8 protein-coding genes are annotated in these 14997 nt (G+C 38.5%); 2 read left to right on the top strand and 6 right to left on the bottom strand.

Going from position 1 to position 14997, the window contains the following annotated elements:
* Positions 1–112: 112 nt before the first annotated feature.
* The 3 genes from NGI26_RS08025 to NGI26_RS08015 all read right to left on the bottom strand — a co-directional run bounded on the left by NGI26_RS08025 (position 113) and on the right by NGI26_RS08015 (position 5977).
* On the bottom strand, positions 113–2071 hold the full coding sequence (locus NGI26_RS08025; protein WP_251938558.1) for a peptide ABC transporter substrate-binding protein: 1959 nt from the start codon (positions 2069–2071) through the stop codon (positions 113–115).
* A 160-nt stretch (positions 2072–2231) separates the two neighbouring features.
* Complete coding sequence (locus NGI26_RS08020; protein ID WP_251938556.1) at positions 2232–4199, bottom strand: peptide ABC transporter substrate-binding protein; 1968 nt, start codon at positions 4197–4199, stop codon at positions 2232–2234.
* 167 nt (positions 4200–4366) lie between these two features.
* Complete coding sequence (locus tag NGI26_RS08015) at positions 4367–5977, bottom strand: glycoside hydrolase family 13 protein (protein WP_251938555.1); 1611 nt, start codon at positions 5975–5977, stop codon at positions 4367–4369.
* 152 nt (positions 5978–6129) lie between these two features.
* Here NGI26_RS08015 and NGI26_RS08010 point away from each other — a divergent pair, with 152 nt between their 5' ends.
* Both NGI26_RS08010 and NGI26_RS08005 read left to right on the top strand, forming a co-directional pair.
* The gene (locus NGI26_RS08010) at positions 6130–7614 is read left to right on the top strand and encodes a DUF1846 domain-containing protein (RefSeq protein WP_251938553.1); all 1485 of its coding nucleotides are present in this window, start codon (positions 6130–6132) and stop codon (positions 7612–7614) included.
* Between the two features lie 150 nt (positions 7615–7764).
* Complete coding sequence (locus NGI26_RS08005; RefSeq protein ID WP_251938551.1) at positions 7765–9240, top strand: AcpB/EbpR/MafR family transcriptional regulator; 1476 nt, start codon at positions 7765–7767, stop codon at positions 9238–9240.
* A gap of 77 nt (positions 9241–9317) precedes the next feature.
* Here NGI26_RS08005 and NGI26_RS08000 read toward each other — a convergent pair whose 3' ends face one another.
* From NGI26_RS08000 to NGI26_RS07990, 3 genes are all read right to left on the bottom strand, one after another.
* Positions 9318–9851: a hypothetical protein gene (locus tag NGI26_RS08000; protein ID WP_251938549.1), complete on the bottom strand. Its 534-nt coding sequence runs from the start codon at positions 9849–9851 to the stop codon at positions 9318–9320.
* Between the two features lie 98 nt (positions 9852–9949).
* The gene (gene glmS / locus NGI26_RS07995) at positions 9950–11758 is read right to left on the bottom strand and encodes a glutamine--fructose-6-phosphate transaminase (isomerizing) (RefSeq protein ID WP_251938547.1); all 1809 of its coding nucleotides are present in this window, start codon (positions 11756–11758) and stop codon (positions 9950–9952) included.
* Between the two features lie 499 nt (positions 11759–12257).
* A complete protein-coding gene (locus NGI26_RS07990) occupies positions 12258–14996 on the bottom strand; it encodes an N-6 DNA methylase (RefSeq protein WP_251938545.1) in 2739 nt (912 codons plus the stop codon).
* Between the last annotated feature and the right edge of the window lies 1 nt (position 14997).

The raw sequence follows: 14997 nt of genomic DNA, 5'->3' as shown, positions 1-14997 counted from the left end.
ATTTTGAAAATGTATTTAGTTAGTGTATATTTATTAGTATTTTTACTACATTTTATGTTTTTAAAGAACAACTAAAATAAAAATAGAGCTCTTAAAAAGCTCTATTTTTTAATTATTTAACATGACTTTCGAATTCTTTTTGACTCTTTTCGACTGAGTTTTTACGCTCTTGTTTCCATTTAGCTTTAGCTTCGTCAAATTGAACAGTTGTTACGACTTCGGTTTGCAATTTCATGTACTTATAGTTACTTCCAGTACCTTTGATTCCGACAAGTGAGTATGCACGTGTGAAAGGTGTGACACGAGTCACTGATGCTCCACCACCATTTGACACAACTGGAATTAGCAGTGAACTGTCAATCAACCAAGCTTGTGCATCTGCATAGTTTTCATAGCGTTTAGCAACGTCTATATTTTCTGCATCTGCTGTTTTTAATTTTTGAGTATATTGGTCCAAACCTAGACTAGTAATCTTAGCTGTGTCTTTGCTTGGATCAAGTCCCAAAATCTTGAGGTAGAAACCGTCCTCAGCATTAAAAGGATTGAGGTAAGTTGAAGGATCTTGGTAGTCAGCTGACCAGCCATCCAAGTTCAAATCATAATCATGATCTGCTGGAGTTGGAGCTTGAACTGTTGCATTTGTATAATCATCCGTCGACAATTGGATAACATCAACCACAACATTTTCAGAACCAAGTGTTGATTCAATTGATTGCTTGATTGAGTTTGTTCCTGCAAGCAAGGTCTTATTAACCTGATCCACTGGCAAGTCCAAATGAATTGGGAAAGTTACACCTTGGTCTTCTAATTCTTTTTTAGCTTCTGCGAACTTAACTTGCGCTTTTTCTTTGTTGAAGTAACCATCTTGGGCATCTTCAAGATTCATATTTGCCCACTGTGTACCATAGTTTACCAACTTAGATGAAACGTTCTCACCAAAGGTCTTGTCACCTACTTGCACGAAAGTTGGAGGCACAAGGGTGTTGCGAAGAGTGTTCTTAGCTGCTTCTTCTCCGTTTGATTGAGCTGAATAAGCTGTACGATCGATGGCGAAGTTGATTGCCTGGCGGAAGTTTTTATTCAAAACTGCAGCTTGAGTTGCTTGTTTTTGATCATCGCTTGTTTTCGCAGTGTGGTTATAAGCACCACGGTTGACGTTAAAGTTGTAGTACCAAGATGTCGCATCTTGCAAGCTATAAACGATATTATCCTTGTATTTTTCCTTGGTCTTAGCAAAGTTCGAACTGTTTGGATAAACACCTGCAGATGAGTAAGCACCACTTTCGAAGTTACGGATTGTCAAGTCTTGGTCTGAACCGTCAAAGTATGCCAATTTTACCTTTTCAATCGTTACTTTTTCTTGGTCGTAATAATGTGGATTCTTCACATACTCAATAGATGACTTAGATGTAAAATCTCTTAACAAATATGGTCCGCTATAAAGAATGCTATCAGGTTTCAAGGTTCCGAAGTCTTTACCTTTAGAAGCTAGGAATTCTTCATTAGCGGGGAAGAGGATGCTATTAGTTGTTTTAGAGTTCCAGAACGGCTCTGGACGTGTCAAAGTATATTGGACAGTGTAATCATCTATAGCTTTAACACCAACATTTGAAAAGTCCGTATTAGCACCTGTTACATAATCATCCAAACCCTTGATAGAGTTCTGAATCAAATCTAGAGCTTGTCCCTTGTTGTCAGCAGCGTATTTGATACCAGTTACAAAGTCTTGTGCTTTAAGGGGAGCGTATTCTTCGCCGTCAGCTGTAAACCATTTAGCATCTTGACGAAGTTTGTAAGTATAAATTAAACCATCCTTAGAAACACTCCATTCTTCTGCAAGAGCAGGAATAAGGTTTCCATAGTTATCATTTTCAAGCAAACCATCTACCAAGTTGGTTACAACAGCAGTGTTATCACCAGAATAATCCAAAAGGTAGTTGAAGGTTGTTGGATCTGCACCAAATGTTGACGAGTAGGTTTTAGCATCTGTTGCCGATTTCCCACATGCAGTCAATAAGACTGCAACAGCTAGCGTTAAGCCCGCTCCAATCAATCGTTTTTTGAGTTTCATGATTCGACTTCTCCTTATATGTTAGGTTTTATAACATAAGATTATTTTATCAAATTTTATCCTAAAAGTAAAGTTATTTAATTTTTTGCTACCCGTCACTAAGACGAAAAAAAGAAAGAAACCCCGCATAAAAACTGGATTTCTTTCAGTATTGTACAGATTATTTAACGTGGTTGGCTAACTCTTTTTGGTACTTGGCATTTGTTTCAATTTTCTCTTTTTGCCATTTCTTGAGAGCTTCTTCGTAGTCTTTAGCGGTTACAATATCATTTTGCAACTCTAAACCTTTGAACACAAATGGATCACCCTTGATCCCAACCTGAGAGTAGGCTTTTGTAAATGGCACTGTACGGCTCACGGTTGGAGAACCACCTGAAGAAGCAACTGGGATCAAGAGCGAACTATCCGATACCCAGGCTTGAGCTTTAGCGTATTTCTCATAACGCTTATTGAGGTCGCTTGTTTCAGATGCAGCATCATCCAAGAGTTTCTTGTATTCATCCAGACCAACTTGAGCCATCACTTCTGGATCTTTTCCGCGAGTGATACCCAAGTGTTTAAGGGCAGAACCCTTCTTAGCATCAAGAATGTTTAGGTAGGTAGCTGGGTCTTGATAGTCTGGTCCCCAACCAGTTCCGTTCAAGTCATAGTCTTTTTGTGCTGGAACCTTGGCTTGAGATGTAATGCTCATTTTCTCATTATCGGTCATTTGAAGGACATCGACAATGACATTCTCTGTACCAAGTGTTGACTCGATAGACTGCTTGAGTGAGTTAGTCTGTTGAACGGCAATGACATCGGTCTGTTCAACTGGAACATCCAAACGGATTGGGAAGGTCACACCCTTAGCCTGCAATTCTGCCTTGGCCTTAGCAAAGGCTGCCTTAGCTTTTTCAGGACTGTAAATCGTATCCTTGCCATCTGTAAGGGCTACATCTTTCCACTGATCTCCATATGAAACGAGCTCCGCCTGAGCTAACTCTCCAAAGGTCTTTTCACCCACTTGAACGTAGTCATGAGGTACTAGACTGTTACGGATAATCTTGTCCGCACCTTCTTCGCCATTCAACTGAGCCGTGTAAGAGTGACGGTCAAGGGCAAAGTTCAAGGCCTGACGGAAGTTCTTGTTGAGAAGAGCTTCTTTGGTTGATGTTTTTTGAGCTTCGTCTGTTTTAGCTGTTTTATTGTAAGACTGGCGGTTTACGTTAACAGTGAGATAGTAGCTTGTCGCTTCTTGTGGACTGTAGACAATCTTATCGCCGTACTCTTTCTTAGTTGACTCAAAGTTTGAGCTTGTTGGGAAGAGACGGGCTGTTGTATAGGCACCTTGTGTAAAGCTACGAATCAAGGATTCTTGGTCAGAACCATCATAGAAGGTTAGTTTGATGTTGTCAATCTTAACATTGTCCTTGTCCCAATAGTTTGGATTCTTTTCATACTCAATGACTGATTTTGAAGTCAATGATTTCAAGAAATAAGGTCCGTTATAAAGAATGCTTGATGGTACTGGCGCACCGTAGTCGCTCCCTTTAGAATTCAAAAATTCTTCATTTACTGGAAGCATGGTAGCAGTTGTAACTTTAGAGTTCCAGAAACTTTCTGGTTTATTGAGCGTGTATTCAACCGTATAATCATCAACAGCTTTCACTCCTACAGTAGAGAAATCATTGCTTTCTCCACTGATGTAGGCAGCCAAACCCTTGATAGAATCTTGAAGGAGAGAGAGGCCGTCTGATTTACCATCAGCTGCGTGTTTCAGACCAGTAACAAAGTCCTGGGCCTTGACTTCAGCATACTCTTCTCCTTCAGAAGTATACCATTTCACACCCTTACGAAGTTTGTAGGTATAGGTCAAGCCATCTTTAGAAACGGACCAGTCTTCTGCAAGCGACGGAATCAAGTTCCCGTATTTATCGTTTTCCAAGAGGCCATCGACAACGTTGGCTATAACGTCAGAAGTTGAGCTCTTGCTCGTCACGCTGTAGTCCAAAGATGATGGATCTATTGCATAGACATAAGAAAATGTCTTGGGAGCATCAGCCTTTTTTTCACTTTGTCCACAAGCGGTTAACAGAAGGGCCGCACTCAAAACAGCACCTGCTCCTAAGAGCCACTTTTTCGATTTCATAAGTAATCTCCTTAAAGATAGTGTTTTCACCATTATACCCTATTTTTTCATAAAAGCAAGGACTTTCGCCAGATTTTTTAGAAAATTCTAACAAATATTTTTTAAAGATTTTTCAATACAATCCTTGGCAAAAACCTCAAGCTTCAAAAGCTTGAGGTTTGCTCATTTTAGTCAGTCATTTCCACACAGAAAGCATCCCATGGAGCCAAGACCTGTTTTTCAACTGTTTCTTGAGCCACAGTGTTTTCAATCAAGACAGATTTAACTTTTCCTTCTACTGAAAAGTTTTGTTTTTCATTGGACAAATTAGCCACAACTAGGAAGCGGCGGTCACCGTCCTTACGGATATAGGCAAAGATCTTATCAGCTGTATCAAGCAATTCAAAATCAGCTCGAATCAACCAGCTGTTTTCTTTACGGATCTGGATGAGTTTCTGATAGGTATAGAAAATAGAATCTGGATTTGCCAGCGCTTCTTGAACGTTGATTTCTTCGTAGTTTGGATTAACTGCCAACCAAGGTTGGCCTGTTGAGAAACCAGCGTTTTTGCTTTCATCCCATTGCATAGGCGTACGGGCATTATCACGTCCGATGACACGGATACTATCCATAATTTCCTCTAGTGGAACGCCTTTTTCAAGAGCCTCACGCGCATAGTTGAGGGATTCAATATCTTCTACTTGGTCCAGTGTTTCAAATGGATAGTTGGTCATCCCAATCTCCTCACCTTGGTAGATATAAGGTGTTCCTCTCATCAAATGAAGCAAAATTGCAAAGGCTTTGGCAGATTTTTCACGGTATTCTTGGTCATTTCCCCAGATAGAGACAATACGAGGAAGGTCATGGTTGTTCCAGAAGAGGGAATTCCAGCCATCCTCAACTCCTAACTCTGTCTGCCATTTATTGAAAATCTCTTTTAACTTAGCAATATTCAGTTCTTTTTGATAGTGCCACTTAGGTTGCCCTTCCTGATACTGAAGACAGATATGTTCAAACTGGAAGACCATAGACAATTCTTGACCCTTCGGATCAGAGTAGAGCTTGGCAATTTCTGGCGTTGCCCCCCATGTTTCCCCTACTGTCAAAAGATCCTTATCCCCAAAAGTCGCCTGGTTCATCTCCTTGAGATAGGGATGGAGCATAGGACCATTGTTGACAATCTTCTGATCAGGAATCTTGCCAATCATATCGATGACGTCCATACGGAATCCACCAATCCCTTTATCAATCCAGAAATTCATCATTTCATAGATTTTATGACGGAGCTCTTCGTTTTCCCAATTGAGGTCTGGTTGTTTCTTACTGAAAAAGTGTAGGTAATATTGACCCGCCTTTTCGTCATATTGCCAGGCAGAACCACTGAAAATTGACTCCAATTCGTTAGGTTCATCACGCCAGATATAGTAGTCTCGCTCAGGACTACCAGGATTTTCACGCGCCTCGATAAACCAAGCGTGCTCATCCGAGGTATGATTGACCACCAAGTCCATAATAATCCGGATATCTCTTTTTTTAGCTTCAGCGATCAGCTCGTCCATGTCTTCCATGGTTCCAAAGATAGAAGCAATATCTTGATAATTGGCAATATCATAACCATTGTCATCCATAGGGCTATCGTAAACTGGTGAAAGCCAAATTGCTGTGATTCCCAGCTTAGCTAAATAATCTAACTTGCTCGTAATTCCAGGCAAATCACCAATACCATCTCCATTACTATCCTTAAAGCTTTTAGGGTAGACTTGATAGACAACTGCATTATGCCACCATTTTTCTTGCATCTTCTTACCTCATTATTTTAATAATCTATGGTCTATGATAGACTTTTTTTCTTGTTTGTGCAAGCGTTTGCTTTATCTTTTTTCTTACTTTTATGACTCTCTAGTTTCTTATCTTCTATTTTTTTTATATAATAGAAAATAGAGGTAAAAAAATGAAAAAACAAGCTTTTAGTTCTGAAAAATATTTAAATTTACAACGCGACCATATTTTGGAGCGTATTAACCAATTCGACGGCAAGCTCTACTTGGAGTTTGGGGGTAAGATGTTGGAGGACTTCCACGCTGCCCGTGTCCTTCCTGGTTATGAGCCAGATAACAAAATCAAACTTTTGCAAGAGTTGAAAGAACAAGTTGAGGTTGTAATTGCCATTAATGCTAGCAATATCGAGCACTCAAAAGCTCGTGGTGACTTGGGTATTTCTTACGACCAAGAAGTGCTTCGTTTGATTGATAAATTTAACGAATTGGGAATCTTTGTTGGTTCTGTTGTTATCACACAATACGCTGGTCAACCTGCAGCGGATGCCTTCCGTAACCAATTAGCTAAAAATGGGATTGACTCTTATCTTCACTACCCAATCAAGGGATATCCGACAGATATGGACCATATCATCTCGCCTGAAGGTATGGGTAAAAACGACTATATCAAAACTAGTCGCAATTTAATTGTCGTGACGGCTCCTGGACCTGGTTCAGGTAAGTTGGCAACTTGTATGTCTAACATGTACCACGACCAACTGAATGGTATCAAATCTGGTTATGCTAAGTTTGAAACCTTCCCAGTATGGAATCTACCTCTCCACCATCCGGTCAACTTAGCCTATGAGGCTGCTACGGCAGACCTTGACGATGTCAATATGATTGACCCATTCCATCTCCAAACTTACGGAGAAACTACCGTCAACTATAATCGTGATATCGAGATTTTCCCTGTCCTCAAGCGTATGCTCGAACGTATCTTGGGTGAATCTCCTTATGCATCTCCAACTGACATGGGTGTAAATATGGTTGGTTTTGCAATCACTGATAACGACGCTGCAGTTGAAGCATCAAAACAAGAAATTATTCGTCGCTACTACCAAACAGTTCTCGATTTTAAAGCTGAAAAAGTTGCTGAATCTGCTGTCAAGAAAATTGAACTTCTCATGAACGACCTTGGTATCACTCCAGCAGACCGCAAGGTAGCTGTAGCTGCGCGACAAAAAGCTGAAGAAACAGGTGGGTCTGCTCTAGCTCTTGAGTTGCCTTCTGGTGAAATCGTCACTGGGAAGAACTCAGAACTCTTTGGTCCAACAGCCGCTGCCTTGATCAATGCTATCAAGAAGTCAGCTAACATCGATGCCGAAATAAAATTGATTGAACCAGAAGTGGTGAAACCGATCCAAGGTTTGAAAATCAATCACTTAGGTAGTCACAATCCACGGCTTCATTCTAACGAGATTCTTATTGCTCTTGCAATTACAGCTATGGAAAATCCTGACGCTGCGCGTGCCATGGAAGAACTTGGTAATCTCAAAGGAAGTGAAGCCCACTCAACTATCATCTTGACCGATGAAGATAAGAATGTCCTTCGCAAATTAGGTATCAACATAACCTTTGATCCATACTACCAATACGATCGTTTGTATCGTAAATAGATTGAAGACTCGTAAGAACTACTTATTAAGTATCACCCCTCTTCGATAGATTTCAAATCTCTCTTATGACTTTTTTATGTACTATTTCTGACAATCTCCGACTATTTTCTTTTTTAATCATTCTAACATTACTTCGGGAGTTTATTTATAATGAGAGAATTACTCAGCCAAAAAGAGCAAAGGCAACTAAAGATTTTAGAGTATTTGTTCGAAAATCCTGATTGGATTTATCTTGATGATTTATCTAAAACCATTGGATACAACGCTCGCATCATTAAGAGTGATATTAAAGAATTACGTGAAATCTTCCCTGATTTTGATATCCGACACTCAACTGCGGGGATAATGATGGTAAATACGAAAAATAATGGTATCGAGCGAATTTACCAATATTTTTTACAAACATCTGATTATTTCCAAATTTTAAAAGCCTTCTTCCTTTTGGACAGTCCCTTTACCTATGAGCATCTTTCTGAATCTTTGGATATTTCCCTTCCTTCTTTGCGAAAGAAGGTTGCGGATATCAATAAGACACTCGATGGAACCTACCGCTTCAAGCTCAAGGTAACCCCAATATCTATCATTGGAGATGAAAAAGATATTCGTTTTTTCTTCTCCCAATTTTTCCACGAAGTTTATAATTTTCTGGATTGGCCTTTTGAGGAGATTAAGGAAGAAAATATAAATGATTTCGTCTCTTTCTTCATAAATTTAGCAAAATTCCCTGCAAAATATCAGAACCTCTATCAAATCAGAACACAGGCGACTGTTGATATACATCGAATGAAGAGAGGATATTTTGTTCGTTTCCCAAAACAAACCACTTCCTGGTTAAGCCCTATCTATGACCAGCTGCCTGATTTTCAGTCTCAGTTACAAGAATTGGCTCAAGGTCTGAACATCGAAGTCACTCCTGAAACCATCAATCAGATTTTCAGTCCTTTTGCTGAGCCTGGTCTTTTCTTCACAGTCGAAGATTTCCTAGCTGCTCGTCAGTCTTACGAACAAGTTGATCGTTCCTACCATGCTGCCCGAGACATCCTGGATAACTTGACTCGTAGATTTGGCGTTCAATTTTCAAATACAGATACCTTGATTTGGAACTTGCACAACACTGCCTTGCTTGAGAGAAGAGAAATCAACTCTGAATCAATCATTTCACAAAATAAAGATTATACTCTTGGAAAGATTAAAAAATTCTTCCCTAAATTTTATGAAGCAACGGTCTTTGAAATGATGCGATACAAGAATATTATGGGACAAAAAGACAAAACTCCTGCTCTCTCTCATCTGATCTACACCCTATTCACCCACGCTGAGGGCCTTACAGACCAGTTATTTGAGCACAAAAAGAAAGTCAAGGTCCTAGTCCTCAGTGAGTATGACTTTGCCCATACAGAGTTCTTGATTTCTCTCTATGAATTCCATACTTCAAATAATATCCAGTATGAAACATGGGATAAAGAAACCCTAAATATTGAAGAAATCATGGACAGTGACTACGATGCTATCATCTCTAACTTTGATATCAAAGATATTGAAGACAAGTTAGTGATTAATATCAGTCGCCTATCTATCTTGCAAGTTGTCAACGAACTCAATAAGATTTCCATGCAAGATTTATAATTTTAAAAACCTCCTAGAAAACATCTAGGAGGTTTTTATAAATCTCTGTTTTTCTCAAAAATCATGAGCCAATCACATTATTCAAAATCAAGTGTTTGATTTTTAACCACAAGCTTGGTATGAGCTGTTATATATTGTCGGTCAAGGGTTTTCGTGATTTCCCCTTCCTCATTTATAACATGCCAAACTCCATCTTTATGAACAACCATAGCAACTTCTTGTTTGTTTCTATCTTCATTCTTAACAGCTAGGGCATAGGCATTATCGACCCCTTCTAGCAGGAGTTCTTTTTTGCTACTGATTGTTACGAGATAATAGGCACCGTCTCGAACACCAATATTGTATTGTTGATTCACAAATATGGTTTTTTCATAGCTAGGTCCTGGTTCAGAAGTTCCTGATCCATTCCCAAGAATACTTTTAAAAGTATCCTTTTGTTTGTCTGACTCTGCCTGTTCTTGGGATTTGATAAATTCTTGAACTGCAGCAATCTTTTCACTCTCTTGTTTCTTTGAAGCTCTCATTTGATGAATCACGACAGTTCGAATCAAAAATGAACTGGCAAACAGAATCCCTATGATAGATGAAATTTTCCCCTTTTTTATTTCCACTCCAATCTCCTTATACTTCACTATTCACTAGTTTTCTATAGTATAACAAGATTTTGCTAGGTTAACAAGAAAAGTTGGAGTTTAGGAATAGAGTTTCCTTATTCTACTGTTACAGACTTAGCAAGATTCCGTGGTTTATCCACATCAAGTCCACGGTGGAGGGTTGCAAAGTAAGCGACCAATTGAGTTGGCACGACCATTGAGATTGGTGAGAGGTAAGGGTGTACGGTCGTAAGGACGATGTCGTCTGTATCTTTAGCAACATTTTCTTCTGCGATGGTGAGGACCTTAGCGCCACGGGCAGCAACTTCTTGGATATTCCCACGAGTGTGGTTAGCAAGAACTGGGTCTGACAAGAGGGCCAAAACAGGCGTTCCTTCTTCAATCAAGGCAATAGTCCCGTGCTTGAGTTCTCCTGCCGCAAAACCTTCACACTGAATGTAAGAAATCTCTTTGAGTTTGAGACTGGCCTCCATAGCTACATAGTAGTCTTGACCACGTCCAATGTAAAAGGCGTTGCGAGTTGTTTCAAGAAGCTCACGAACTTTAGCATCGATTGTTTCTTTATCAGAAAGAGTTGATTCGATAGACTGAGCCACGATAGACAACTCACGAATCAGATCAAAGGCTTGTGCTTTAGCATTGCCATTTGCTTCTCCGACTGCTTTTGCAAGAAAGGCAAGGGCTGCGATTTGCGCTGTATAAGCTTTAGTTGAAGCCACTGCGATTTCAGGACCCGCGTGAAGGAGCATGGTATGGTTAGCTTCACGTGAAAGAGTTGATCCTGGCACGTTTGTTACAGTTAAGCTAGGGATTCCCATTTCATTAGCCTTAACCAAAACCTGACGGCTATCAGCTGTTTCACCAGATTGACTGATAAAGATGAAAAGTGGTTTCTGGCTGAGAAGTGGCATACCATAGCCCCACTCAGATGAGATTCCCAGTTCAACTGGCGTATCTGTCAATTCTTCCAACATCTTCTTAGAAGCAAACCCTGCGTGGTAAGATGTCCCAGCTGCAAGGATGTAGATGCGGTCAGCCTCTTGAACAGCCTTGATGATGGCTGGATCTACCACTACTTGACCAGCCTCATCTGTGTAGGCTTGGATCAACTTACGCATCACCGTTGGTTGCTCGTCGATTTCCTTGAGCATGTAGTAAGGGTAAGTTCCCTTACCGATATCTGACAAGTCAAGTTCAGCAGTGTAGCTAGCACGCTCACGGCGATGTCCATCATAGTCTCGCACTTCAACACTATCAGCCTTGACGATCACCAACTCTTGGTCATGGATTTCCATGTATTGGTTGGTCTCACGAATCATAGCCATGGCATCAGAGCAGACCATGTTGTAGCCTTCCCCAAGACCAATCAAGAGTGGTGATTTGTTTTTTGCCACATAGATAACATCTGGATTTTCAGAGTCAATCAAGGCAAAGGCATAAGAACCACGGATGATGTGAAGAGCTTTTTTGAAGGCTTCAAGAACTGAGAGACCGTCTTCTTCGGTAAATTTCCCAATCAAATGTACGGCGATTTCTGTATCTGTTTGTCCCTTGAAGTGGTGACCCGCAAGGTATTCTTCCTTGATTTCAAGGTAGTTTTCAATCACCCCATTGTGCACCAAGACAAAACGTCCTGTCTCAGAGCGGTGTGGGTGAGCATTGTCTTCTGTTGGTTTTCCGTGAGTCGCCCAACGAGTATGCCCAATACCAGTTGTCCCCTCAACACCAGCAGTTTTAGCAGACAATTCGGCAATACGACCAACAGCTTTCACCAAATGGCTTTCAGCACCACCTAGGACAAAAATCCCCGCAGAATCATAACCACGGTATTCGAGCTTTTCAAGCCCTTGAATCAAAATATCTGTTGCATTTGTGTTTCCAACAACACCAACAATTCCACACATAGTATATACGACACAGATAGGCTGTGCTTTCTCCTTATCGAAATTGGTATAGTCTAATTCTCGCTTTACGGAATCAGCAAAAACAGTATATAATTGTTTCTTTAACTTGTCAAGAATAAAAATTGGTATAGCTCAATTTCTTTTAAACTACAAACAAAAAGCCATTCAAGAAATAGCTCTTGAATGGCTGGAAATTGACCTTATTTAGCTTATATCTATAAGCTATCTGGTACTCGATATCCTAGTTGATTTTTTCGCACTCCTCACGACCTATTATTTATTCGGTTAGAAGGGATAGGTGCTTTCAAAAGTTTCTACTATCTCTACTAAGCGATCATCCAAATAAGCCATAGCTTGGTTTTTGATCGGAGTCGGAATGCCATAGTAGGCTTGCGCAAGTCCTCCACAGATAGCCGCGATGGTGTCGCTGTCTCCACTATTGTGAATTATAAAATAGCGTATTTTTTTCTAATTTATTAACTAAAAAGCAATAATTAGTTCAATTTTTTACACTTGATCTCATTCTCACTGATTTCTCAAGTGTTGAAGCAATATCTCTCCACAAATCCTCCTTACCATATTCTTTAAGAATCAACTTATTAAATTCTATCCAATCATTATCATATAATTGATCTAGGATATTTGGTACTTCTTTTTCTGATAGTTTTCTCCATAAATTAATTATTTTTTCCTTAGCTTTGTAAGATAGCTGTTTTGGATCCAATATCAAGCCGTCTAATATTCCCTCTTTTGTTGTATCTAGAACGCCTAAACCTCTACCAAATCCTGTTGCTTCAATCATAAATTGACCAAAAAATGTGTTTAATAATGCATGAATTAATTCTTTATCAAGATTAGGATCTATCAACTTAAACACTGTCAATCTCTGGTTAATCAGTAAATCCGATGAGACACTTGACCAAAATAGTCTTTGATCTGGATTGAGAGATGTTACAAAATCCCCACTAACTTTTTTAGGGAATTTATACCAAAAGTCTAATTTCTGTTGAGAAGTAGTTTTAGGTATATTATCAAATTTTTCTATATAGTTTTGAGCACCGACTTTTACATTAGACCTTTCTTCTGTAACAACAAAAACATTTGAGTCAGCGAACGCAAAATATCCTTGTATTTTTGATGGACTCTTTAACAAGGGAAACAAATACTCTGTTTCAATTTTTTCTGATTCTAAAATATCATAGAAAAAGTCATCATTGGTTGATTTTGTTCCTCTTTTTCCTTCAAACATACTACTCATTGGGACTGTTACATCTAAAATACTATCAAACCATTTAATATCATGAAAAAGAATATTTAAAGACAAACCTGAACTAATATACCTTTGGATTTCACACTTCGTGTATTCCATGATATCAAGAAAATTATTATTATCATTTATCAGCAATGAATCTGAAACTTTGAGGATTTCTTCCTCTGATAATAGCTTAATATCAGTATTCAACTTAATAAATTTCGTATTTTGAGTACCTATTGTAGAATTCTTTTTCAGTACAAGTATTACTGTTACTACATCAGCATTACTAAACCAACGTCCGTTTGAAGATATTATTACTTTTTGCACTTCAAATAATTGAAATAAAATATTTATAAAATTATTTTTTCTTTTAGTTTTTAACCATGAGTTAGAAACTATAACAGCTGCGATTCCCCCGTTCTTCAATAGACGCTCAATCCCTAAAATGCCAAAGTAATACCAGTCAGATTTCAAACTTATTTCTTCTATCCCCTTATCACTTAAATACTTATTAACCGCATGTAAATGTTCTACTTCTATCACGTCCTTTTGTAATCTCTCATTCCTTATAAATGGTAAATTTGAGATTACATAATCAAACTCTGGTAATTGCTTCTCTATCACGCTACCATCTGAAGGGTCTATTATTTTTATAATTTCACCAGTCCGTAAGCTTAATAAATCCCTTTGGAATACTTGATTTGGTAAATTTAAACTATCTTTAGAAGACAAGGAGATATTTGCCACCTGTAAAGGTAATCGATACTTATCTGATGCCCAAAGATTGTTATGTGCTTTATTTAAGTCTCCACCTTCTGATAGTAACTTCAAAGCCGAACTAGCAATAGTACCCGAACCTACACATGGATCTAATACCTGTGAATCTATGTTCTCTACAGTTGAATTTACTAAGAGAGTAGCTAGCTTCTTTGGAGTAGTATACAATCCCATCAACTCTCTCTTAGACAAGTCAATAATAGATTCTAAAGTATCTTGAAATTCCTCTTGTTCAATATCTGCAAAATTCTTATTATACAAGAAAGAAGCGTACTGTCTAATAACCTTTTGTGACTCAGGTGATAAACATATATCTATATCCCGACAGCTTAAAATCGTGTAAAAATCAGACTCTTTTGTTGCCTTATTGAACATATTCTGAATATCAACAAATGTTTTGTCATCTAGTAGTAAAACTCGAAGCGCCTCAAAAACTATATTTTGATTGTTTTTCAGTAAATTGGCAAAGGTGATTCTATTTACCCAACTTAGCAAAATATTTTTTGCAAAAGCCCTTGTTTTCATCTCGTCGGAAATATTCTTACTATCTACAGCATTAAATTCCATTAATTCTGTATCATACCACTTTCTTATCTCTGCTAATAACTTCCTATCACCTAATTGTCTGTAGTAATCAGCCAACTCTTGAGAATACACCTCTGAGATATCTTTCGCAATACTCTCAGCTGATTTTAGAACTGGAACAGTAGTTACGATTTCATCTCTAAAAAGGGAATTAAGGTGAATAATTACATCTTTAAGCAATTCTTTCCATTGACTACGATTTTTTATCACATCGTCTCGTGTATGATTATCAATTAAATCATTCCAACTACCACTTTCTGACCAAGCATCTCCCGAATTTCTATAAAAGACTTTAACCTGTCTAAAATTCCAAAGTACAAAAGCATTTGTATTTAGTCTATCCGCCTTATCAACAGCATTTTTATAAAATTCATCATCATTAATATCTGTGTCTGGCATTTTTAACTCCCAGCCTAATGCCACCTGATTTTGGTACTTATCAGTGTAGTATAGTACATCGGGAAATAAAACATTAGCTCCCTTATCATCATTCCCATTTCTTCCTAAAGATTGCTCTCCTGATGCTTCTTTGAATATAAAATCATTATTTTCAAATAATGATTGAGATTCTTTTATTAACTCAATCGCTTCACTGCGTTCATTTGACCTTAAAAATCCCATA

This window comes from Streptococcus sp. Marseille-Q0941 (assembly GCF_943736975.1).
GTDB lineage: Bacteria > Bacillota > Bacilli > Lactobacillales > Streptococcaceae > Streptococcus.
Note: the sequence above shows the minus strand (reverse complement) of the source record. Positions and strands in the feature narration are given on the sequence as shown.

Excerpts from the sequence above, each read along its gene's own strand:
- NGI26_RS08025 (WP_251938558.1), bottom strand. The coding sequence starts at position 2,071 with ATGAAACTCAAAAAACGATTGATTGGAGCGGGCTTAACGCTAGCTGTT.
- NGI26_RS08020 (WP_251938556.1), bottom strand. The coding sequence starts at position 4,199 with ATGAAATCGAAAAAGTGGCTCTTAGGAGCAGGTGCTGTTTTGAGTGCG.
- NGI26_RS08015 (WP_251938555.1), bottom strand. The coding sequence starts at position 5,977 with ATGCAAGAAAAATGGTGGCATAATGCAGTTGTCTATCAAGTCTACCCT.
- NGI26_RS08010 (WP_251938553.1), top strand. The coding sequence starts at position 6,130 with ATGAAAAAACAAGCTTTTAGTTCTGAAAAATATTTAAATTTACAACGC.
- NGI26_RS08005 (WP_251938551.1), top strand. The coding sequence starts at position 7,765 with ATGAGAGAATTACTCAGCCAAAAAGAGCAAAGGCAACTAAAGATTTTA.
- glmS (WP_251938547.1), bottom strand. The coding sequence starts at position 11,758 with ATGTGTGGAATTGTTGGTGTTGTTGGAAACACAAATGCAACAGATATT.
- NGI26_RS07990 (WP_251938545.1), bottom strand. The coding sequence starts at position 14,996 with ATGGGATTTTTAAGGTCAAATGAACGCAGTGAAGCGATTGAGTTAATA.